The organism is Streptomyces sp. NPDC048290 (genome assembly GCF_040652095.1).
GTDB lineage: Bacteria > Actinomycetota > Actinomycetes > Streptomycetales > Streptomycetaceae > Streptomyces.
Window position 1 is genome coordinate 1 of sequence record NZ_JBEZLM010000033.1, and the last position, 20892, is coordinate 20892.

The 20892-nt window shown below is 66.4% G+C and carries 16 protein-coding genes and 3 pseudogenes; 11 read left to right on the forward strand and 8 right to left on the reverse strand.

Annotation, left to right across the window (positions count from 1 at the left end; genetic code table 11):
• The 3 genes and pseudogenes from AB0D49_RS37130 to AB0D49_RS37140 form a co-directional block, all read right to left on the reverse strand.
• A partial coding sequence (locus tag AB0D49_RS37130; RefSeq protein WP_362767030.1) for a transposase occupies positions 1-838 on the reverse strand: 838 nt, incomplete at its 3' end.
• Positions 839-984: 146 nt separating this feature from the next.
• A complete protein-coding gene (locus AB0D49_RS37135; protein ID WP_362767208.1) occupies positions 985-1650 on the reverse strand; it encodes an IS630 family transposase in 666 nt (221 codons plus the stop codon).
• Positions 1635-1805 (reverse strand): annotated as a pseudogene (locus AB0D49_RS37140) (helix-turn-helix domain-containing protein); the annotation flags it as partial. The pseudogene AB0D49_RS37140 and the gene AB0D49_RS37135, both read right to left, overlap by 16 nt.
• Before the next feature lie 371 nt (positions 1806-2176).
• On the opposite strand from AB0D49_RS37140, the gene AB0D49_RS37145 reads away from it, so the two are divergent.
• Positions 2177-2947: a transposase gene (locus AB0D49_RS37145; protein ID WP_362767033.1), complete on the forward strand. Its 771-nt coding sequence runs from the start codon at positions 2177-2179 to the stop codon at positions 2945-2947.
• Positions 2948-3243: 296 nt separating this feature from the next.
• Here AB0D49_RS37145 and AB0D49_RS37150 read toward each other — a convergent pair whose 3' ends face one another.
• Positions 3244-4485, reverse strand: a complete 1242-nt coding sequence (locus AB0D49_RS37150) for a hypothetical protein (RefSeq protein WP_362767036.1) — start codon at positions 4483-4485, stop codon at positions 3244-3246.
• A gap of 200 nt (positions 4486-4685) precedes the next feature.
• Here AB0D49_RS37150 and AB0D49_RS37155 point away from each other — a divergent pair, with 200 nt between their 5' ends.
• The 3 genes and pseudogenes from AB0D49_RS37155 (at position 4686) to AB0D49_RS37165 (ending at position 5818) form a co-directional block, all read left to right on the forward strand.
• Positions 4686-5036, forward strand: coding sequence for a hypothetical protein (locus AB0D49_RS37155; RefSeq protein ID WP_362767039.1), 351 nt, complete (start codon positions 4686-4688; stop codon positions 5034-5036).
• 43 nt (positions 5037-5079) lie between these two features.
• Positions 5080-5382, forward strand: coding sequence for a hypothetical protein (locus AB0D49_RS37160; protein ID WP_362767211.1), 303 nt, complete (start codon positions 5080-5082; stop codon positions 5380-5382).
• Positions 5383-5421: 39 nt separating this feature from the next.
• A pseudogene (locus AB0D49_RS37165) lies at positions 5422-5818 on the forward strand (hypothetical protein).
• A 210-nt stretch (positions 5819-6028) separates the two neighbouring features.
• On the opposite strand, the gene AB0D49_RS37170 reads toward AB0D49_RS37165, so the two are convergent.
• The 3 genes from AB0D49_RS37170 to AB0D49_RS37180 all read right to left on the reverse strand — a co-directional run bounded on the left by AB0D49_RS37170 (position 6029) and on the right by AB0D49_RS37180 (position 11182).
• The gene (locus AB0D49_RS37170; RefSeq protein WP_362767040.1) at positions 6029-6490 is read right to left on the reverse strand and encodes a hypothetical protein; all 462 of its coding nucleotides are present in this window, start codon (positions 6488-6490) and stop codon (positions 6029-6031) included.
• A 1222-nt stretch (positions 6491-7712) separates the two neighbouring features.
• Positions 7713-7874 (reverse strand): hypothetical protein, encoded by a 162-nt coding sequence (locus AB0D49_RS37175; protein WP_362767042.1) that lies wholly within the window; start codon positions 7872-7874, stop codon positions 7713-7715.
• 617 nt (positions 7875-8491) lie between these two features.
• Positions 8492-11182 (reverse strand): ATP/GTP-binding protein, encoded by a 2691-nt coding sequence (locus AB0D49_RS37180; protein ID WP_362767044.1) that lies wholly within the window; start codon positions 11180-11182, stop codon positions 8492-8494.
• A gap of 624 nt (positions 11183-11806) precedes the next feature.
• On the opposite strand from AB0D49_RS37180, the gene AB0D49_RS37185 reads away from it, so the two are divergent.
• Complete coding sequence (locus AB0D49_RS37185; RefSeq protein ID WP_362767047.1) at positions 11807-12208, forward strand: hypothetical protein; 402 nt, start codon at positions 11807-11809, stop codon at positions 12206-12208.
• A 5-nt stretch (positions 12209-12213) separates the two neighbouring features.
• Positions 12214-12873, forward strand: coding sequence for a hypothetical protein (locus AB0D49_RS37190; RefSeq protein WP_362767050.1), 660 nt, complete (start codon positions 12214-12216; stop codon positions 12871-12873).
• Positions 12874-12914: 41 nt separating this feature from the next.
• Here AB0D49_RS37190 and AB0D49_RS37195 read toward each other — a convergent pair.
• Positions 12915-13226 (reverse strand): annotated as a pseudogene (locus AB0D49_RS37195) (LacI family transcriptional regulator); the annotation flags it as partial.
• Between the two features lie 68 nt (positions 13227-13294).
• On the opposite strand from AB0D49_RS37195, the gene AB0D49_RS37200 reads away from it, so the two are divergent.
• The 5 genes from AB0D49_RS37200 to AB0D49_RS37220 all read left to right on the forward strand — a co-directional run bounded on the left by AB0D49_RS37200 (position 13295) and on the right by AB0D49_RS37220 (position 20608).
• Positions 13295-13603: a transposase gene (locus tag AB0D49_RS37200; protein WP_362767052.1), complete on the forward strand. Its 309-nt coding sequence runs from the start codon at positions 13295-13297 to the stop codon at positions 13601-13603.
• Positions 13600-14517, forward strand: a complete 918-nt coding sequence (locus AB0D49_RS37205) for an IS3 family transposase (protein ID WP_362767055.1) — start codon at positions 13600-13602, stop codon at positions 14515-14517. The genes AB0D49_RS37200 and AB0D49_RS37205 overlap by 4 nt, the downstream gene beginning before the upstream one ends.
• 285 nt (positions 14518-14802) lie before the next feature.
• Positions 14803-16176: a hypothetical protein gene (locus tag AB0D49_RS37210; protein WP_362767058.1), complete on the forward strand. Its 1374-nt coding sequence runs from the start codon at positions 14803-14805 to the stop codon at positions 16174-16176.
• A 245-nt stretch (positions 16177-16421) separates the two neighbouring features.
• The gene (locus tag AB0D49_RS37215) at positions 16422-16838 is read left to right on the forward strand and encodes a hypothetical protein (protein WP_362767061.1); all 417 of its coding nucleotides are present in this window, start codon (positions 16422-16424) and stop codon (positions 16836-16838) included.
• The gene (locus AB0D49_RS37220) at positions 16835-20608 is read left to right on the forward strand and encodes an AAA domain-containing protein (protein WP_362767064.1); all 3774 of its coding nucleotides are present in this window, start codon (positions 16835-16837) and stop codon (positions 20606-20608) included. The genes AB0D49_RS37215 and AB0D49_RS37220 overlap by 4 nt, the downstream gene beginning before the upstream one ends.
• Positions 20609-20892 lie beyond the last annotated feature (284 nt).

Below are 20892 nucleotides of genomic sequence, written 5' to 3' on the forward strand. Positions count from 1 at the left end.
CACCGCACAACGCGGCGAAGGACGCTTCGTCGACGAGCCGGTCGGGGTTGTCACCTGCGGCGATGAGGAGTACCGCGGCGCTGTCAGGACCGACACCGACCAGGTCCAGCATCTGGGGCCGGCACGTGCGTACGGCCCTGGCGGTGCGGCGGGTGAGTTCCTTGACCTCGTCGGACAGGTGCCGGACACGGCGGGCGAGCAGGCGCATCGTGAAGACGGCCTCGCCCCGGCCATCGGTATCGAGGGCCGCGCAGGTGGCCACCAGCGCAGGGTTGCTCAGGCCGGTGAGGAGTTCGCGCAGATCCGGGTCGATGGACATGAGGACGGCCTTGAGCTGGTTCAGCGCCTGAGTGCGGGCCTTGACCGCTGATTCCTTGGCCAGCCGCAGGACCCGCATGTCCTCTACGGGCCCGTCCGCGCTCTTCGGCACGGTAGTGGCGCGTCCGGACAGCACCGCGCGGGCGGCCGCGTCCGCGTCGATGGCATCGGTCTTCCCGCGCTTGCGCCGGGTGGCGCGGTCGGGCTGGTTGACCTCGACGACATCGATGCCCTCCCGACGAAGCATCCTGGTCAGCGCGGCTCCGAAGGACCCAGTGCACTCGACACCGGCCCGGCGCAGGACACCGAACGACCCTGCCCAGTTGAGCAGTTGACGATAGCCGATGGCGGTGGCCGGGAACTCCTGCTGAGCAAGCGAGGCACCCAGGGCCGTGATGATCGCAGCAACATGGACATCCTTGTGGGTGTCCACCCCCAGGATCACGTCCTCGGCCTCCTCGGCCGGGGCGGGGACCCGCTGCGCGGGCAGTGTCGGCTGGGGCATGCTGGTGACAGTCACGAGGCTCCTTGGACTGGGTCTGGTGGCTGACACCGGTCCGGTGGGCGGTCAGAACTGTGACGGTGCTTTGTGCAGCAAAGCCCCTATCGGGACACGTTCACCGGGCCGGCGACAGTACGCACCGCAGGAGGCCGGGGCCGGCAGTTCTACTCCAAGGCACTGCGGCCAGTTGTCACACGGGTCAGGCTCCGGCCCCCCTGCGGCACACCATGATCCTCACAGTTGTCACAGACCAGATGGACATCGAGCCCGGTGGGCACGGCCTTGTCGATCCGGATCAGGAACTTCTTGAACTCGATCGCCCGGTGGCGGCGGTGCAGTGCCGATATGACGGTGCCGTCGGCGATGTTGAAGGCGGCGAACAGGCTGGTGATGCCGTGCCTGAGATAGTCGTGAGTGCGGCTTTCGGGCATGCCCGGCATCATCGGCAGCACCGGCTGGGACCGGTCCAGTGCCTGGATCTGGCTCTTCTCGTCCACGCAGAGCACTACCGCCTTCTCGGGCGGGTGGTGATACAGACCGACAACGTCGACGACCTTGGCAACGAACTGCGGATCGGTGGACAGCTTGAAGGAGTCCTGCAAGTGGGGCTTGAGGTCGAACCGCTTCCAGATCCGCCCGATCGTCGACTTCGAGAGGCCGGTGCGCTGGGCCATCGAGGCTCGTGACCAGTGCGTGTCCTGTCCTGGGACCGACTCCAGGGTGGCCACGACGACCTCTTCGACCTGGTCGAGGAGGATCGAAGGCGGTCGGCCCGAGCGCGGCTCGTCATGCAGACATCGAGGCGTTTTGCGATGAACCGGGCCCGCCAGCGGTCCACGGTCGACCTGTCGATGCCGAGGTCAGCAGCGGCCTGCTGGTTCGTCCCGCCTTCCGCGCAGCGCAGCACGATCTTGGCCCGTAACGCGAGGAATTGGGCGGTCTTGGGCTGCCGCGCCCACTGTTGCAGCTGCCCTGCTCTCAGCATCGTCGAGGATCAGGTCGGCCTTCGGTCGGCCAATCCAGCCGGCGTCCTCAAGCCCAGCCATCCGCTCTGCGGCGAATGCCCGACGCCACTTGCCGACCATCTTGGCCTAGACACCGACGAGCCGCGCGACATACGCGTTTGACATGCCCTCAGCACACGCCAGGATGATACGGGCCTTCTCAGCCGAGCGCCGGTGCGGCATTTCGTCCGGCGCACCAACTCGGCGCGCTCGGCCTCAGACAACGTGATCGCCACAGCAGAAGGCCCCGAATACGACATGACAACAGGGTACTTACTAACCTTCAGGACTTCTGGCGCATCACACTAAGGGCTGTCCCGTAACTGCGGGTCACGAGTGAGATGATCTCGCTGTGTCTGGTGTGATCACGGCGTCGGAGCCGTCCTGGATAGGCCCGTTCACCGGCTTGATCCCGCGGCAGTTCGGCAGGCTCGTGACCGCGTTGCGGCGGGAGGGTGCCGATCCAGTGCGCAAGGGCCGTCCGTGGAGCCTGCCGCTGGAAGACCGTGTGCTTCTGGTTGCCGCGTACTGGCGGACGAACCTGACCTTGCGGCAGATCGCACCTCTCTTTGGGGTCTCGAAGTCGGCGGCCGACCGCATTGTCGATCAACTCGGGCCGTCGCTAGCGCTCCAGCCCCGCAAGCGGTTCCGCAAGGGCACCGTCCTGATCGTGGACGGCACACTGGTCCCTACCCGGGACCACCAGGTGGCCGAGCAGTCGAAGAACTACCGGTACTCCACCAACCACCAGGTCGTCATCAATGCCGACACCAGGCTGGTCGTTGTGGTCGGCCGCCCGCTGCCCGGCAACCGGAACGACTGCAGGGCGTGGGAGCTGTCCCAGGCGAAGGCCGCCGTCGGCCGGACGACGGTGATCGCGGACGGCGGCTACCGGGGCACCGGCCTGGTCATCCCGCACCGCCGCGAACGCGGCCAGGACGAACTCCCCGCCTGGAAAGAGCAGCACAACACCTCCCACCGCAAGGTCCGGGCCCGCGTCGAGCATGCCTTCGCCCGCATGAAGACCTGGAAGATCCTCCGCGACTGCCGCCTCAAAGGCGACGGCGTGCACCACGCCATGCTGGGCATAGCCCGTCTGCACAACCTCACACTGACCGGGTGACACACAAACCAGCAGACCACTCGACATGGCGAGGAGTATTTACGGGACAGCCCTTAGCCGGGCGTCGTACGGTGACATGGGTTGCGCCCATGCACCAGACCTTTCGAGATCTGTCCTGTCTGCCCCAAGCGAACTGCTGTCCGTTGACAGCTGTGGGATCTCAAATTCGGTGTCGGAATCTCACGATCGGTGTCGGACGGAAGTCGGATCCAACACCATGCTGAGATTCGCAGGTCGCAGTAGGCAAGAGAGAGCGCGGTCAGTGGGTTGCTGCATTTCTACGCTGGTGCCCACGTTCACTCGTTGGGGGGCTCCGTTGCCAGCGGGATGCCGCACCGCCAGCAGTCGTTCGCGTGGTCGTCCTGGCAGACGTAGCCGATGGCACCATCCACGCACCATTCGGCAGCCTCCTCGGACAGCAGGTCGGGCCCGGCAAGGAGCAGCCGACGAAGTTCCGTGGTGTCCGCAATGTCGGCCGGGCGGTTGGTGAACCACTCGTCGAACCAAGGCTTGTCTCGGTGCACGTGCCAGTGCGCATTCTCCCGGTCGTCGACAGCCGTAGTGAACCGATCGACGATGCGCCCCCAACTCGGTGTTCCGAACCAGCCGCTGTCGGACGCGCAGAAGAATTCGATCAGGGTGCGCAGGCCAAACGTCTTCTCGCGAAGGCAGTACGCTCGCCCCCAAGCGATCGCGTCCTGTGCCATCTCCGCGAGTTCTTCGCGCGGATCAGCCTCGTGCGCCGGGTCGTCAGGATTGTGGCAGGCCAGCCCGAGCTCGAGAACAGACTGCCCGGTCGGTAGAACCCGGGACGGGTTGACGATCGCGAGACCGAGACCGATCCAGTCGACATGGTCGAACGACAGCATCGAGCGCACGAGTCGGGTGGTTGCCGTGTTGATCCGCATCATCGTGCCGTCGTGCAGCGGACTCTTCCCGGCATGCCAGTTCTCGACGGGTGTGTTGCGCCACACCGCGAGCGTGATGCGGGTGGCAGCGAGCCACAGCAGGGCGTCGTCGTCGAGGTGCCCAAACCGCTTGGCACACTCCTGGGCGCCGTAGGTGATCAACTCTTCCGGTTTCGGCCACCCGTGGCTGTCGGGCCCTTCAGGCGCGTACTCGTAGTCGTCGGCGTACTCGTCGAGGATCGCGCTCAACTCGGTTGCGCTGTAAGCCTCGCTGTACTCGGAGCCGTCCGGCCCCTCGACGGTGTACATGTCGTGGTCCCAGGAGACGTACACGTCGCCCCAGAGCACGACGTCATCGCACTCGCTGGCGTTGTCCGTCACAACCGGCCTGATGGTGATCGGGGCAGTACGCCCGTCGGTTCGCTCGCCGTCCTTCTCGGCGGCCCATGCGGTGATGACCCCGAGCGGCTTGGGAAGGAGAGGACCGACCTCGGTGATGCTGAACGGCTCGTCGTCGTCATCGGTGTCGAACCGGCTGTTGACGAACGCGACCGCCTCGGAGGGCGTGCTGACGATGGACTGGGTACCGCTCTCGTTGTCAACCACTCGCCACAACGGGCTGTTCTTCACGGTGCTCTCCGATCGCGGTGAGTGCACCCGGGGTGGGTGCGATGCGCCGGGTCGCTCGGCACTGACACCAACTTATGGGCTGATCAACCCATCCGTAGTCCCGAAGGTGCTTGTCGGCGATGACATTCGGTACGTTCGCGTGCAACCTGCTATTCGCGACCGCGGCGACACAGCACAGTCCAACAGCGGAGGAGGCGAAGATGGCGTTGAACAAGAAGGGTTCCCGGCCCATAACCGTTGACGGGATTGAGTACCGCTGGCGGATCCGCAGGAAGCCCTCCTACATGCAGGGACTCTGCTGGACACCGATGACCTATGCGGTTGAAGCGGCCAGCGGCAGCCAGCCGGGCACGACCTTCATCGTCACCAGCGGTCAGGCCCATCCCAGCAACTGGGTGGGTGCCGAGGCGGAGCCCATTCGTCCGGCCCACGTTGCTGCCAGCATTCGAGAGGCACGGGATCAAGGCTGGGATCCAACCCGGGTCGGTTCTCCTTTCCAGCTTGACCGATCCGCAGGATTCATCGCCCAGTCATGCGGTAGAGCGGAGTAGGGCGGTGCATCTGGCCCGGCATCATGGCCTGGTGACCACATGGATGCGCTGCTACTGGGACGAGGAAGACACCTGGTTCTACTTTGAGGTAGACGCCTGCGGCTGGGTGATTCGGCAAGTCGAACTCGAAGGGCCTGAGCAGCTCCCGATCGCAGCTGCCTCCCTCGCCGAGTGGCATGGGGCCCGCGATGCAGGCCGCCTCGATGAGTACGACAGCAGGTTCGGGATCACAGCCGAGCTGCCCGTCTCGGAGTGGGAAGGCCACGAGCCCGAACAACTCACCTTCGAGGAGTTCGAGGAAGTCTGGGGTCCTGCCCGTTGCCAGATTGCATCCCGGCCCGGATGACCGCTCGGCCCCGCGGAAGCTTCTTGGCATCATCGGGGCATGGCCCCGACCTTTCCCCGCACTGTCCGAGCCGTCGACACCGCACAGCTCCTGGACCTGGCCCAGGAGGCCGCCATGCATGGCTTCAGCCAGCGCGGCTCCCGGTCGACTGGCTACGAGAGCACCTCGCCGCAGAAGCGACGCACTACCTGTTCCCGACACTCGTGCAGCGGCTCACTCACCGTCCCGAGGTGCCGCTGCAGTGGAAGTGCCAGCAACTGCTGACCGTCAGCACCGGCGAGCATATTGGGGTCTCCTCGACGTCCTTCCCGACACCTTCGACAAGATCCCGGAGACCTTGGATACGGCGTCCAAGAAGGACATCGTCAACCGCATCGAGCAAGCAGTGAAGGTGCGGGAGTGGATGGAACGGACGGCCGCCGATGCAGGTTCATGAGGTCCGGCGCAGCCGGCTGGGCAGTCTGAGGAAATGACATCGATCTGAGACAGCCGCCTGCCGACACATCGTGAGACTGGAGGGGAACGTCCAGGTCATAGCGCCGGCGCCTGACATCGAAAGTGAGAACCTACAACAGCATGGGCAGTCCGCTGCCGGTCTGTGACCTTGGCGGACTAATTTGGTTGGCAAGAAGCTCCCCTGGCCGGCCTAGGTCGTCACCGACCACAGGGAGTTTGGCAGGTTCGCTGCGAACCACTCGTCAGCCAATGCCAACACCCGGTCAATATGCGCGGCATCGAAGAACTCGAAGCCCATCACCGGTCTGATGCCCTGATCTGCCAGTCCGCTCAGGACGTGCCGCTCGACGTTGAGGGCTGCGCCGATGGGCAGGTCCGTTATGAGCCTTCGGACTTGATCCAGACCGTGCTGGCTGCGGTGGGTGTCTAGCCGCCCTCGGCCGTCACCCGAGGAGATTCCGGGCTTCACCATGGCCTCGCCGACCACCACGAAGTACACAGTTGGTTCGGGGCGAATGCCCGCTCCCGCGCATCGAACACACAACAACGCGCGCTTTGATCCGTTGTTGATGCTCACCGAGGTCAGGTGCCCGGCAACGCAGCAGAGGCGCACGGTCTGGAGAACCCGGTCTGACACGGCATCCAGGATCATCGCGTTCTCTTCGCGAGCGCGACGTCTGAACTCAACGAGCTTGGGCGTCCGAGAGATGCTCGCACACGTACCGCAAGGGCCTTCCGCACCGCCGGCGCCTGGGGTGAATCCGTAGCCGCCCTTCCACAGGGGGGTCGGTGAAGCCATTGCGGTGATCGACGCGTACTCAGGCCAAAGTCGTTTCCCTGCGGAAGCGGTGAGGGTGAAGTCACGCCAGGTGTGACCGTATGCAAGCCCGTAGTCGGCTCGCGCCTAGGGGTTCGTGGATCCATCGCGGTGATGGTGAACTCGTGCCCCTGGAGACAGCAAACCTTCTTCGTCGGATACCCGTTGGAGGATGCGGCGTCGGCCAGGATTCGGAGATCAGCCTCGACGGCGTAGGCAGCGAACGATGCGCGGGCAGCTTCCTCCCACTGCTTCCGCGCGCAGTGCTCGCACTCCTCTAGCGCCATAGAGAAGGCTGCCAGCTGCGGATTTCCCGGCACTGCCATGTGCTCCATCCCCGCTTCCAGATGGAACACCTGTCCCTCAGGTGCCTGGAGAATCGTGCTGCCGAGCTTGGGATGCAGTGCGGTGATGGGTGTCACCTGAGTCGTATGCCCAGCGTCGCAGGACAGCGTCGCGTGGTCCCGGACGCCGCTCGGCTCGCTCCGTACCGCTCAGCCCAGTTCGTATGCCCGCGTGGTGAAGAGCGCCAAGACGGCCGCCTCGGCGCGAGCATGCAGCCGGCCGGAGCGCATAGCGTCCTCTGGCGAGAGCGTGGCGGTCTGTGTGTCGTCACTCATGTAGTCCCCATCTCAACAGGCGCATCGGCTGAGCGAGCGTCTCGACAGGGCGTGGGCAGCGGCCTCAGTCCAAGTTGCGCCGTCACCGGCAGCCAAGGCGACTACGACCAGACGTTCCTCAGACGTCAGGTGCTGCACGATTCGTAGGAGACGGTCATCGTGGATGGCCATGCCGAGGGAGGCGTCGGACAGGTTGGCCCGGTCGGCGACGAGGTCATAGAGGCACAGGCCGTCGCCGAGCGGTGCGTCCAGGAGTAGCAGTCGGGAACGCCGGACGCGGCGGCGCCACAAAGGGACGAGTTGGCGGTGGATCGTGTGCGCCTCGGCGCGCAGCTGGCCAAGGGCTTCTGGTGGCAGACATCCGCGCTCGTCCAGTGGCCTGGTCCAGTCACCCATCAGGGCGGTGGAGACCGCCTCGCACCAGCGTGCACTCCGGTTCACCCCAGAACGCGGGCAGCGAAGTTCTCTACCTTGTCCTGCCAATTCTGGAGCGCGTCGGCGCGTGCCTCCAGCGCCGCCATCAGGTCGGGTACGGGCCCTTCGGAGTCCTTGACCCAGTCCGTGTTGTAGCGGGCGTCCTCGCCAGCACGCAGCCGCACTGTGACGCCTGGGAGGACGATAGGTGACTCGGGTTCCAGGGCTGCCATGACGGCGTCCACCGCGGGCTCCCGGATGATGTCTCGCTGATGGCGCTGTACGAGACCGCCGTCGTCAGTCTCGTACAGGAAGGCCCCTACAGGGAGGCCCGTCTCCTTGTGATTCCGCCTGAGGTCGCGCGGACGCGAACTTCGTAGCTCTGGACGAACCACATCGCAGGGATCGGTGGGAGTACCGGCTTGTTGAGGACAGATGCGGACGACGTAGCGGTGGTGGAGAGATCGACATTGAGCACGGTGGGCTCCTGGGGTCGGTTCAGCAGCTTCACCTCTTCGGTCCCGGCAGATGCCCTGAGCGGCAATAGATTTGGGACGGATTCTGCAGACGGTCGTTGGTCCATCACACGGTAGTTGCGGGCCGAGAGAGTCGCCTGCGATTCAAGGATGTGCCCTCGCTCTCCGCGCTGCCGGGCGGAACCGCCGCCTGATGAGGCGGCGCACGCCGTTCTCCCTGCGGGACTGGGTTCTGTGTCAACCGCCTTGATTGGTTGGCGAAGGACACCTGCTGCTTCCCGCAGTCCACTTGAAGCTTCCGATGGCTACCGAGTCGTAATGCCTGGTTACAGCGTTCCGGTGGCCGACCGTGACGCGAGCAGAGCGCGTCGGTCGGTGATCATGCTGCGCCAGCGTTGGCGTACTGTCTGCTGCTCGTCGAGCCACCGTGCGCTGGAGGGTTCGTCGAGGGGGAGGTCGGCCATGAAGTGGGCGATGTCGACGTAGTAGGCGTAGTAGCCCTCACGGGTCAACTCACGGAGTCGGCTGATTCTGGAAGCGACGCCCGCCTGGTCGTCTCGGATGGCGTGGTGGAAGGCGCGTGCCAACTCGAGCTTGGCCTGGACGAAGAGCAGCCCCGAAGTACTGATCTCTGCGCTCAGCACTTGGGCCCGGTCTTCAACTCCCGTGTCCGTTCCGGCGTCGCGCAGGAATGCCGCGATCCGTACGTCCAGAGTCGCGGCGCGCAGGTCGACCTGGGCCAGGAGGTGTTCGCCGAGGCCGATCTCATCATCGATGGTGGGTTCGGTCGTGAACGCGAGGGTGAAGGCCCGCATCGCCTGCGACATGGCTGCCTCACCGCTCTTGCCATGCGCCTCGCCCTCCGCGCGGGCAGCCTCGAAAGCCTCTGCAGCCGAGGCCATGTCGCCCTGCACCCATCGCACATCGCCCACGACGCGATGGTGCCGACCCGTCCAGCCCAAGTGTTCAGCGGCCTCAAGAGTGGCTGGGAAGTCACCAGCAAGCCGGGAGAGATGGGCGAGCCCGCGGCGGGCGTTCGCTGCGAGACGTCCACCACCTGCGGCGACCAGCTGCATCCCCCGGCGGGATCCCTCTGTGTGCCCGAGGTCGCGCTGTGCCTTGGCTCGGTAGTAGATGGCCACCTCGTGCAGTTCCGCAGGCAGCAACCCAGTGTCAGCGACTGCGACCAGGCGCTGCACGGTGCGGGCGCGGTTCTCGTGCTGTCGGCGGGCGAGCGCACTGAGCAACTCCACCAGCACGTCGGCGGCTGTGGCCGTGACGCCCTCCTCTTCGGGGCTAGCGGACAGGTCGAGCGGTTCCCATACGGAGTCGCCGATGTACGTCCAGGCAGCCTCGATGAGCCAGCCGAGGTCGAGGCGGTAGTCGCGGGCAATGGCCAGTCCTTGGCGCAAGCAGCCCACGAGGAGCAGACGATCGCGGTCCGAGCCGCTACTCCACTGCTCTCCGAGGGCGGCGAAGGCCCGGACGGCGGCCTGCTGCCAGTCGGCGGGAGACCAGCGGTCGTCGGTCTGGTCGTCGGCGCCCCGGATCGTCGCGCGGATGAGGGCGTGCAAGTGGAAGGGCCACAGTCCGAAAGGCGTCTCTCGTACGAAGGGACGCTCGACGAGCCGAAGGGCTGGCGCTTCTTGAGGCAGACCAGCGGCCCGGGTCGCCAGAGCCACGTCGAAGGAGGAGAAGAGGCTGGCGGAGCGCAGGACATGGCGCTCGGGGGCAGTGAGGTCGGAGAGAGTACGGGCGATCAGCGCGGGGAAGTCATGGTCGAAGTCGGTCGGCTGTGGAGTGTTCCCATTGCGTCGGAGCTCCAGGAACCTCATCACGGAAAGGTCCAGGTACAACGGCAAGCCGTGCGAGCGCTGCCCGATCACCCTACGGATGGCATCGCCGATGAGGGGGCGGCCATTCGCGGAGAGGCGGCGGGCAAGGTAGTCGTCGCAGTCCTCCAAGGAGAAGTCGCTGATCAGCATCTGCCGTTCACGGCTACGGGCAGAGGGCTCGGTGCGCGCCTGGGGGATGTCGTGGGCAACGAGGCCGGGCCAGGCGGCGGGGCCGGTGAAATCGAGCTGCCCCTGAAGGGCTTCGTCGGCCCACTGCAGGCGGGAGCGGCCGGTAATGACGAAGAAGGCATTGGGCATCAGCCACACGAGGCGCTGCAGGAGGCGTTCGAAGTCCCGATGGGTGCGGTCCCCGATCTCCTCGAAACCATCAAGCAAGATCACCGGCGTGACCTTCTTCGCGGCGGGTATCCGGGCAAGCTCCCAAGCGAGCAGATGCGGGTAGTAGGAGAGGGAGTCCAGATCCGGTTCACCCTCCAGGAGATCGGCTAGGCGCACGCAGCCGGCGAGCGCCCGCACGGTCTGCCGACGCTCGCGCAGCGCTCCCACGAGCGCCCCGGTCACCTGCCCGATCGCAGAGCCCACCGTGCCCGGCAGCAGCAGGGCCTGGGCGACGTCAGCGAGCGCGGACTGCATCTGCTGTGGCAGCGCCTTGCCGAACCGGGCGGCCAGGCCGCCTCGGTTGAGGAAGTCCTCCAGCGGATCCCCCGGGTGCTGGTGCTCCCAGTAGCGACGTAACGCCAAGTCGAAGGCGGGCAGAGGCCGACCGATCGCGGCCAGCGCGAGGCGCACACTGAGCACGACCTTCTCGAAGTCGGGATTCGCGGAGCGCGCGAGATCAATCCGTATGGGCAGGAGCCGCGCTCCACCCCAAACGGGGGCACCCCATTGAGCGGGGCGCTGGCCCGGGTCGGCGAGGGACGCCTCGAACTTGCGCGACAGCGTGGACTTCCCGATTCCACCGATCCCGTGGAAGACGACCACATTGTCCCGAGCGGCCTCCAGGTCCTCAGGAGCAAAGGTAGAGCTGTTGACATGCCGTAGGTGCTCGGTGAGCGCAGCCACCACAAACCCCCACTGCGCCTGCCGGTTCGTGAACGCCTCCGCAGTCCCAAGCGTGCGGTCGTTCGTACTGAACAGCGCTCGCAGATCCTGACCTGCCACACCAGCCCCCACCGAAGATCACCTGGCTGCCAATTTATGCCCGCCCCAGTCCTGTTAGGGAAGCATCCCCGAAGACGGCCGCGCCCGCACTAGCGCGAACTGCTACCAGGCATGAGTGGGGCGGGGACACCGGCAGCCAGCCAGGCAAACTTGCTTGCGCAATGCAGGCCACAGCCAAGACTCCGAGGTGGGCGCCCGGCACAGCACCCCGCGCTGGGAGAAGTCTGGGAGATAATCTTCCGCCGGAGTCCAACCGAGACCCTGCCGCACCACGTCAGACCGACGCTCTGACCTGCATGTTTACGAGATCCGCAGGTGTGGATCACGGCCGAACCTCATTCGGGACGAAGAGGTCGTGGGTTCAAATCCCGCCACCCCGACAGTGAAGTACCAGGTCAGGGGCCTGATCCGCGAAAGCGGGTCGGGCCCCTGAGTGGTTTCTCGGGTCTCTTGGGAGCCATTTTGGAAGCCCACCACCTGAGTCGGCTCCCCGGAATGGCGGAGCCGAGTCCCGGTCGAATCGCGATCACCGAACCCGCGAGACGGACACCCCGCTCAGAAACCCACACTCGCTGTCAGTGGCACCGTCTAGCGTTGAACCACCACTGTCCCGAGGAGATCGGGTTGGCCGGGTTCAAGATCAACAAGCAGGCGATCGAGAAGATGCAGAAGGAGATCGCCAGAGAGTTCGAGCGGGCGAACCGCAAACATCCTGTACGCATACCTGTCGAGATCGAACCGCCGGCCATGGGAGTGCTCACCCTCTCCAGCGCGAGCGGCATCGAAAGCGATCCGCACCTTTCTCGCCTGGTGCTCTGGCTGCAGGAATCCGCCCAGCAACATCCGGGCCATTACCTGGATGTGTCCGCCTTCGTCGAGCGGGAAGCGCTGCCCGCCGAAGAAAGCGACAACATGGCGCTGCAGTTGGAGAACCTCGGGCTCGTAACGATCTCACGGAGCCTCGCCGGGGGGGGCTCTCTGAAGTCCATCCGACCGAGGACGGCCTCCTGGAGGCTCGCCGTCTGACAGCCTTGCGCGCCGATACGGTCGAGCGCTTCCGCCATGCCTGTGACGTGCTGCTGCGATGGGTCCTGCGAGTGGGTGGAAGGCAGACCACCGAACCGGTTCTGGGGTTCCTGGAGGACCCGCTGTGCAGCTTCGCCGGAGACCCCCTGTCCGAGGACGAGGTTCTCGGCGCGCTCGACTACCTGGCTGAACACGACCTCGCGATACGCACAATCGCGGACGCAGGGGTCATGGCCGCGATTACTTCGCAGGGCACCCGCTGCGTACTCTCCGGAGGCACCGTGAACGACCATCTCAACCGGCAGTCGACCGGCGGCGACACGTACAACATCAGCAATGCCCATGGCTTTGTCGCTGGCGCCCAGCAGCACGTCGTCCAGAACAACAGCTTCGGGCTGGACGCGTCCAAGCTGGCGGAGTTCGCACAGCAGGTCCGGCAGTTCGCACCAAGTCTTGGCCTCTCCGAGGAGGAACAGGGGCAGCTGATCTTGGATGCGGAGGTACTGGAGGAAGCAACGTCCACCGAGGCGCCCGAACCGGGTCGCGTACGAACAGCATTCGACAGGCTGAACACGACCCTCACCGCAATCGGCACGGCATCCCCCGGCCTGACAATGCTTGTTGGTGCAGGCCAGAGCGCCTTCCAAGCAGTATTCGGCGCCTGACCATCCGGGAGCCAGTCGCAAGACCGGCTCCCGGGGTTCGTTCACCTGCGAACAGCGGGCCGGGCACGCAGAAGGTCGTTGAGCACGCGCACAGGCGACGTCGGACACATCGCGAGTCGGGCGTCGAGCGCGGCTTCCCACTGCTCGGCGAGACCGAGCAGAAGGCGTCGGCGCATGCCCGGAGTGACGTGGGCGTAGCGTGCCGAGACGGAGCCGTCGATGTGGCCCATGCGTTCGTCCATGAGGACCTTCTCGGTGCCGAGGTCCTCCATCATTGTCCGGTGCGTGTGGCGCAGGCCGTGGGGCGTGAGGCCCTTGGCGATCGGGAGCCAGCAGGCGTCAGCCCGGTCGGTGAGATTCCCCCGAGATGCGGAGGTCGGTGACGGAGGGTCAGATGGTTCTCATGAGAGGAACATCGACCATGGCTGCCCCCAGAAAGTACTCGCTGAAGTTGCGTGAGCGTGCGGTGCGGATGTATCGCACCGCCGAGCCGAAGCCGCAGATCAAGAAGCTCACCGTCGACCTGGGCGTGCATCCCGAGGCCCTGCGCGGCTGGATCCGCCAGTCCAAGGCCGGTGCCGGCGAGCGCGACGACCGGCTCACCAGCGACGAACGCGCCGAACTCGCCGCGTTGCGCAGGGAGATCGTCCAGCTCAAGCGGGCGAACGAGGTCCTGCGGACGGCGTCGGCTTATTTCGCGGCGCAGCTCGACCCGACCCGGCCCAGGTGACCGCGCTCGTCAACGAGCACCCGCACCTGGGAGTCGAGCCTGTATTTCGGGAACTGCACATCGCCTCCTCCACCTACTACCGCTGGCGCCGCGCCGAACGCGAGCCGTGCGAGCGCAAGCGCCGCGACATCGAGCTGACCGGGCTGATCCGGCAGATCCATGCCGATTCCGGCGGGATCTACGGCTCGCCGCGCGTGCGCGCTGTCCTCAAGCGTGAAGGCACCCGTGTCGGCCGCAAGCGGGTCGAACGCCTCATGCGTGAGGCCGATCTGGCGGGCGTCAGCCCACGCAGGAGCGGCTTCACGCGCCGCGATCCCAAGGCCACGCTCTCCCCGGACCTGGTCCAGCGCGACTTCACCGCGTCCGCGCCGAACCGGTTGTGGGTCACCGACCTGACGATGATCGCCACCGGCGAGGGCCCGCTGTGGCTCTCGGCCATCCGCGACGCGTTCTCGCGGCGGGCGGTGGCCTGGGAGACCTCTGCCCGCGCGGATGCCGACCTGGTCCTCTCCAGTCTGGAGTACGCCCTCGCGTCCCGCGAGGTGGAGCCCGGCAAGCTCATTCACCACGCCGACCACGGCTGTCAGTACACAGCCATCCAGCTAACAACTCGCCTGGTGCGGGCGGGAATTGAAGCATCCATGGGGTCGGTCGGGGACAGCTACGACAATGCCCTCGCGGAGAGTTTGTGGATGCTCGTCAAGACCGAATGCGTCCGCGGTCGCGTCTTCGCGACGAGGGCTGAGGCGAACCTCGCGCTCTTCGAGTACATCGACGGTTTCTACAGCAGCCGGCGCATCCAGAAGCGGCTCGGCTACCTCAGCCCGATCGAGTTCGAGGAGAAGCACTGCGCCGAGCAGGCAACGACCGAACGAGTGAACCTGAAACCCCGTCAACCCCTCCTGACCAGCTGATCAGCACCTCTCTCGCAGCGGGGGAACCTCAGGTGACGGTGACGCCGAACGTCCCCAAGCCTGCGCGGAGACAACGTCGGTCGGCTGAGGACAGCCAAAGGCAGCGGGGCCCAAACGTGTCCCGCGCGGACCACGCACCATGGGATGCCACGGCGTCACCGCGCACCTGTGATGTAAGAAACCGGGAGAAGACCGTCCAGTCTCTCACCGAGCCGGACAGTTGCACTGCCATGGCCTGAATCGCATCCTTGTCACCGATATCGCCGATTCCTACCGTCTCATGGCATGAACCCCACAGCCTTCGACGTGATCAGGCGGCTCGGTGACCTTCTGAACGTGCAGGTGAACTCATCGCCCGAGCTCATCGCCGGGGTGGGGAGAGCGGCCGCTGCTGTCGACCGCGAGCGGGCGAAAAGAATCACGACCGAAGGCCACGGCCCCCGCAAGCCGAACCTGCGCCAACTACCCCGAGCCGAGTGTGGTCCCGTACTGATGACTCCGTGGGACCTGCTCGCGACATTCGCGCGCGCTACGACCTTGGCCCGGCAGGGCCGAGGCAGGGGGCTGGCTGAGCACTGGCAGGGGCTGAAGTACTGCCGGGCCTTCGCCGCCGACCGGCACGGAAGCCTGTGCCTCACCGATGAAGGAAAGGCTCCCGAACTGGCCTATCGGGCCATGCAGGCGAGGGAGCTGGGCCGGGCCTTCGGGCTCGCCGTCGCTGAACGCGCGCTTCGCGAGAGGTATCCGGACCACCTAATCAGCATCGTCGATGTGGAAACCGTCCTCCTTCCCGGCTTCGCGCGGACCAAGCCGGCCGGGACTCTCGGCGCGAGGCCGCGGCCGGACTTCCTGCTGGAGGCATGGCGTCCTGATGAAAGCTCCCGAATCTTCGTGGTGACCGTGAACGGCAACCACCAGGTCGTGAAGCCAAAGACCTCCGCAAGCTCTCGCACGACATACAGACAGCTGGCCCGGGGCAGTGAGCGCGTCGAGCGATTCCATCTGGGGCAGTCGAACGGGACTCCCGCGCTCACGACCGCGACCGAGTTCCTGGCCACCGCCGGCGTGACAGTGCATGTCCTGCACACAGGCGGAGGTACCGAGCTCCCGGTACGGCCGACAACCGGTACGGATTCAGCCGACGTGGCCATCGGACGCCGGGCTCTGCCGTACGTGGACTCCGTGGCCGTCCCGGCAGAACGCGGAGCAGAACGACACAATGCCTTCTTGATCCCTGAGAAGGAACTCTCGTGGTTCGGCCGAGTGGTCGCCCGGGCCCACGCCGCCGGGCAGCTCTCACTGGCCGGCGGTGGTGGGACGGTCGGCCGGTATTTGATCGATGAGCAGGGCCGCAAGCACTTCAGCGAAACCGCCTTCGCCGGGACTGCCAGTGTCCACGACGCGAAAGTCTGTTTCGCCGGGGAACGATACGTCGGCACTGACCAGGTTTTCCGTATCAACGGCACGCGTGTCGAAGCGTTTTCCGGCATGGCCGCAGGTCTCTACGATCTCCTCGCGGAAGGCAAGGTGGAGGAGTACCGCCGGCGGGCGTACAAACAGCGGGATGGCTGGCCCGAGCCGGACGACATCGACGACTGGGGTGCAAGTTCCTTCCGGCCGGACGGCACCGCACTCGCGATACGGGTGGTGCCGGAGTAGGCATCGCCCGACGACCGGCCCCGGAGCTGACCCATACGAGAGGTGTTCCCGCCGAGGAGCAGGCTCTTCACGATCCGCACCGGCTCGGGGGGAGGCTGGGAAGCAGGTCGGAGGTCCTCACCGGCACTCGGGGGTGGCCGGATGCCGTACCTCCCGGTCAGCCTCGGCTGTCCCCTTCGGAGGCCCACGTGCCAAAGTCTCCGGACGGAGCGAGCAAGCACATACGCAAACGCAAGGAGCAGCACATGCGCGACGGGGGAACGTCGTGGACACTCACCGTGCCCACAGGCGGTGACACACTCCGGCAGGAGCGTCTCACCCGGGATCTGCACGACACCCTGCACAGGACGGACGATCTCATCGTCGGCTTCCATGACGCCGACGGACCCACCGAACCGGGCCGCAAGGGTGCCGGCGTCGGTGAGGTGGCTCTCTGGGCCGCCACCACCGCCGCCGTCGCCCGTCCGGCGTCCCAGGTCCTGATCACCCTGGTCAAGGAGTGGTGCGCCAAGGAGCGCCACCGCAAGGTAGTAGTCACCGTCGGGGACGATTCCATCGAGATCACCGGACGGCCGGACGCCGCGCAGGAACGCATGGTCCGCGAATTCCAGGACCGGGTCGCCGACGGCGACGGTCCCGAACCGAATGACGGCGCGGCGTGACCCGCTTCCACAAGCGCCGGGCTCTCCTGATCGGCAACGAGCACTACGACGACGGCCGCTTCTCGCCGCTGGCTTCCGTGCGGGCGGATGTATGGGGGCTCACCCAGGTCCTGAAGCATCGCAGCATCGGCAACTTCGTCTCCGTCCAGACTGAATCCGATCTCACCGCCGACGACATGCGGGCGGCCATCGGCGAGTTCCTTCAGGAGCGCGACGAGGACGAACTCGCGCTCGTGTATGTCTCCGGGCATGGTGTGCGCACCGTACGCGACGGCGGCGAGTTCCACTTCGTTGCCAAAGACACCGACTATGACCGGGTGGCCTCGACCGGTGTCAGTGCAGGGTTCCTCAACGACGCGCTGGAAGAGTGCGTGGCCCCGCAGAAGATCGTGGTGATCGACTGCTGCCGCAGCGGCGGGTTCGCCGTGGGGCTGCGCACATCGGACCGACGTCCCGAGAGCTCTGTGTCCAAGTCCGGCGAGCCGCCCCCGCTGACCAGCAGGGGCGTGTACGTCCTGTCGTCCTCGCGGGCCGGAGAGGATTCGTATGCGGACGCGGGCGGCAGCGATGACGTGAAGCCGTCGGCGTTCACCGGCGAGATCATCGAGGCGCTGCGCACAGGGAAGGTCAGCAAGGACGGCGGCCAAGCGATAACGGTCAGCGACCTGTTCCACTACGTCAACCGGCGCATGCGCGCCCAGGACGGCGGACGTCAGGTGCCGGTGCACTCCGCGCTGGGCGTCGACGACCGCATCGTCATCGCGGACAGCCCCTTCGGCCGGGCCCCCATCCTCGACCCTCTGAGCTCTCGGCCCCGGGCTGCCGCCGGAGAAGCGGCACAACCGCACGCCACTAAATCCGCTCACGCCCAGCCCGCCTGGGCCAACCTGCTGGACTACTACCGCGAGTGCGTCCTGGCCGAGAGCGCCGAGACACCTCTGATGGAGGTGAGCCATCAGGGCACGTCGTACGTGTGCCTGGAAGGCACGGAGAGGTTCATCTCTGGCGACGTCGATGACGACGGCTGCATCGCGCTCCCCGAGGAAGCAGCCCTGCTGGTGGACTCAGCGGCAGAGGAGGATGCCGAGCTCTGGGCGGGCTACCCGGCCGTGGTCCTCACCGGGCCTCGCAGCGGACGCCCCTGGCGGCAGCCGAAGTTCGCGCCCCTGCTGGTACGCCGGGTCGAGATCATCCAGGACGAGGGCGAGCTGCGGCTGAAGCCGTACGGCCCGGTCCAGCCGCATCCTCAGCTGGCGCACGACTGGCTGGGCGAGGAGGAGGCCAACCAGCTCATCGACACGTTTCAGCCGTCCTGGCATCGAGGACAGCACGATCGTATGGCGGTGGAGGTGCGCAACCTCCTCACGCAGGAGTTCGAGCTGCCGTGCGTGCAGGAGCTCAGTCCCGACCGGCTCGCCGACCGCATCGACGTCCGCACGCCCGGCCACGGGGCCCGCAACACCGCGGTCCTGTTCGCGGCACGCCCCCAGACAGGCTTCACGAAGGGGCTTCTCAACGACTTCGCCGACATCTCCAGAAAGACGGACCGGATTGGAAGGACCGCCCTCGGAGTCCTCTCGCCCGACACCTCGCAGCGCGCCCGGTCCCTCGCCCACTCAGACCCCGAATCGGTACGCCTCGTGACGCCGCTGCCCTGCAACGAGGCCCAGACGGCGGTTCTCCGGTCCGCCATGACCCGCCGTCTCACCGTGGCCACGGGGCCGCCCGGCACCGGCAAGAGCCAGTTGGTCGCCAATCTCGTGGCCACGGCGATCGCGGCAGGTCAGACCGTACTGGTCGCATCCACCAACAACGATGCCGTGGACGAGGTCTGGCGCCGCTGCGACAAGCTGGTGCCCGGCAGTGTCGTGCGCACCGGCTCAGCACGGAAGAACGGCAAGAGCAACGCGGAGCACGAGGCCGCCGCGCTGCACGCGCTGCGTACCGGCCCGGAGCCGTCCACCACCGTGACCACGGCATCCATCGCAACCACACTGGCCACCGACCGTCTGGCAGAAGTACGGCAGCTTCTGGCCCACACCGCGGAGACCGAGCTACGGCTTCGCCAAGCAGGCGAATCCCGCGCCCACCACGCGGAAAAGCTCGGGATCACGGTCACTGAGCTCCAGGCCCTGCTCGGTGGCCCGCCCCGGCCGAAGGAACTGGAGGCCAAGGCACGTCGCCTCACCCATGCGCGTTTCCTGGGGTCGTGGCGCCGAACCCGTTTCCTGCGCAAGGCCGGTCTGGAGAGGTACGCCGGTGATCCCGCCGCGGGGTGCCTCGCGCTGGCCGGCTTCGCCGCGGCCGAGGCGGTGTGGCGTGACGGGCGCGAGCATGCAGCTACCGTTGACGACACAGCGCTCACGCGTACCCTGCGCGATGCGGAAAGCACTGTCCAGGACGCTTCACGCACGCTCCTCGCCACCACGGTCCAAGCCGTCGCCTGGGCCGGACGCCGCCGTATTCTGGATCTGTTGACGGCTCGGGACGGCAAACGCGGCGACTGGCCGCAGTTGGGAAGGGTTCTCGGCCGCCCGGGAACATCGACGGACGCGCCCGCAGTGGCCGGATGGGCAGTCACCAGCCTCTCCGCCCGGCGTTTTCCTCCGGACCCGGCCTTGTTCGATCTCGTCGTCATCGATGAGGCCAGCCAGTGCGCCATCCCACACATCCTGCCGTTGTTGTTCCGCGCGCGGCGTGCCCTGGTCATCGGCGACCCCATGCAGCTCACGCACATCACGCAGACCAGCCCGCCCCGTGAGGCTCTCATCCGGCGCGGGAACGGGCTGCGGTCCGACTGGCTGGAGAAGCACCACCTCGCCTACCGGCGCCACTCCGCCTTCCACGCGGCCGAGCAGGCCGCAGGCGGCACACTGCTTCTCGACGAGCACTTCCGCTGTCATCCGCACATCGCCGGGATCTCCAACGAATTCTTCTACGACGGTGGGCTGACCGTTCTCACCGATACCCGTGGCCGTCCCGCTCTGGCGCGCCGCCCCTCCGTCGTCTGGACGGATGTGACCGGGCGGGCCGCCCGCCCTCCGTTCGGTGGCTCCTGGGCCAACGATGACGAGATCCACAAAGTGCTCGCCAGCGTCACCTATCTGTTGGACCAGTTGCCGCCCGAGGCCACCGTCGGCGTTGTCACTCCCTTCACAGCGCAGGCTGAAGCGCTGCGCAAGCGATTGCGACCGTACGACGAGGAGCGCTTGCGCATCGGTACAGTGCATACCTTCCAGGGGGGCGAACGCGATGTCATGGTGTTCTCCCTCGTCGCTGGTGAAGGCATGCATACGGGCGCCGTCGAGTGGGTCAGCGGGCAGCTGAACCTGTGGAACGTCGCCATCACCCGAGCACGCAGTCACCTCATCGTGGTGGGGGACAAAAAACTCTGGCGCCAGCGAGGAGGCGTGGGCGCCGCGCTGCTGGAGGCTGCGGAGCGGAATGGCGTACCGCCGGGTGGCGGAGACGAGGACGTCCTGCTCAAACGCCTGTATCAGGCCCTCTCCCGCACGAAGGAAGCCACCGTCACGCTGGGCGAGACAGTCAACGGGCATCCGGCGGACGCTCTGGTGGGAGGCATCGACGCCACTGCACCTAGAGCTGTACTACTCGACAGGGGAGTCGAAGAGGGCTCCGACGCGGCCCGCCACCTTCGGCTCATGCTGCACCGGCGGAACTTGCTGGGCAGCGACCACGGAGAAATCGAAGCCATTCGATGGCCGGCTTGGAGGTTGTACGAGACAGACGAACAGCGGGGTGAGCTCTGACCCGCGCCATGATCCGGCGCGGAGCTTGCTCCCCATGCCTGCCCTCGCCAAGCCCGCCGCCTTGCCACTGGACGCGGAGAAGGGCCGCTCCAGCGCTTTGGGTCACTTGGTGAGGCAGGCCGACCTGGCCTGCCCCAGCTGGTACGCCAGTTCTTGGGAGCCATCTGGGAGCCGATCCACTCCCAAATCCCTTTCCAGGCCATCTGAGACCGCCCGACGCCAGCACCATGATCAGGTAAAACACCGAACTACCTGACCCCGACTCCACCCGAACCTCATTCGGG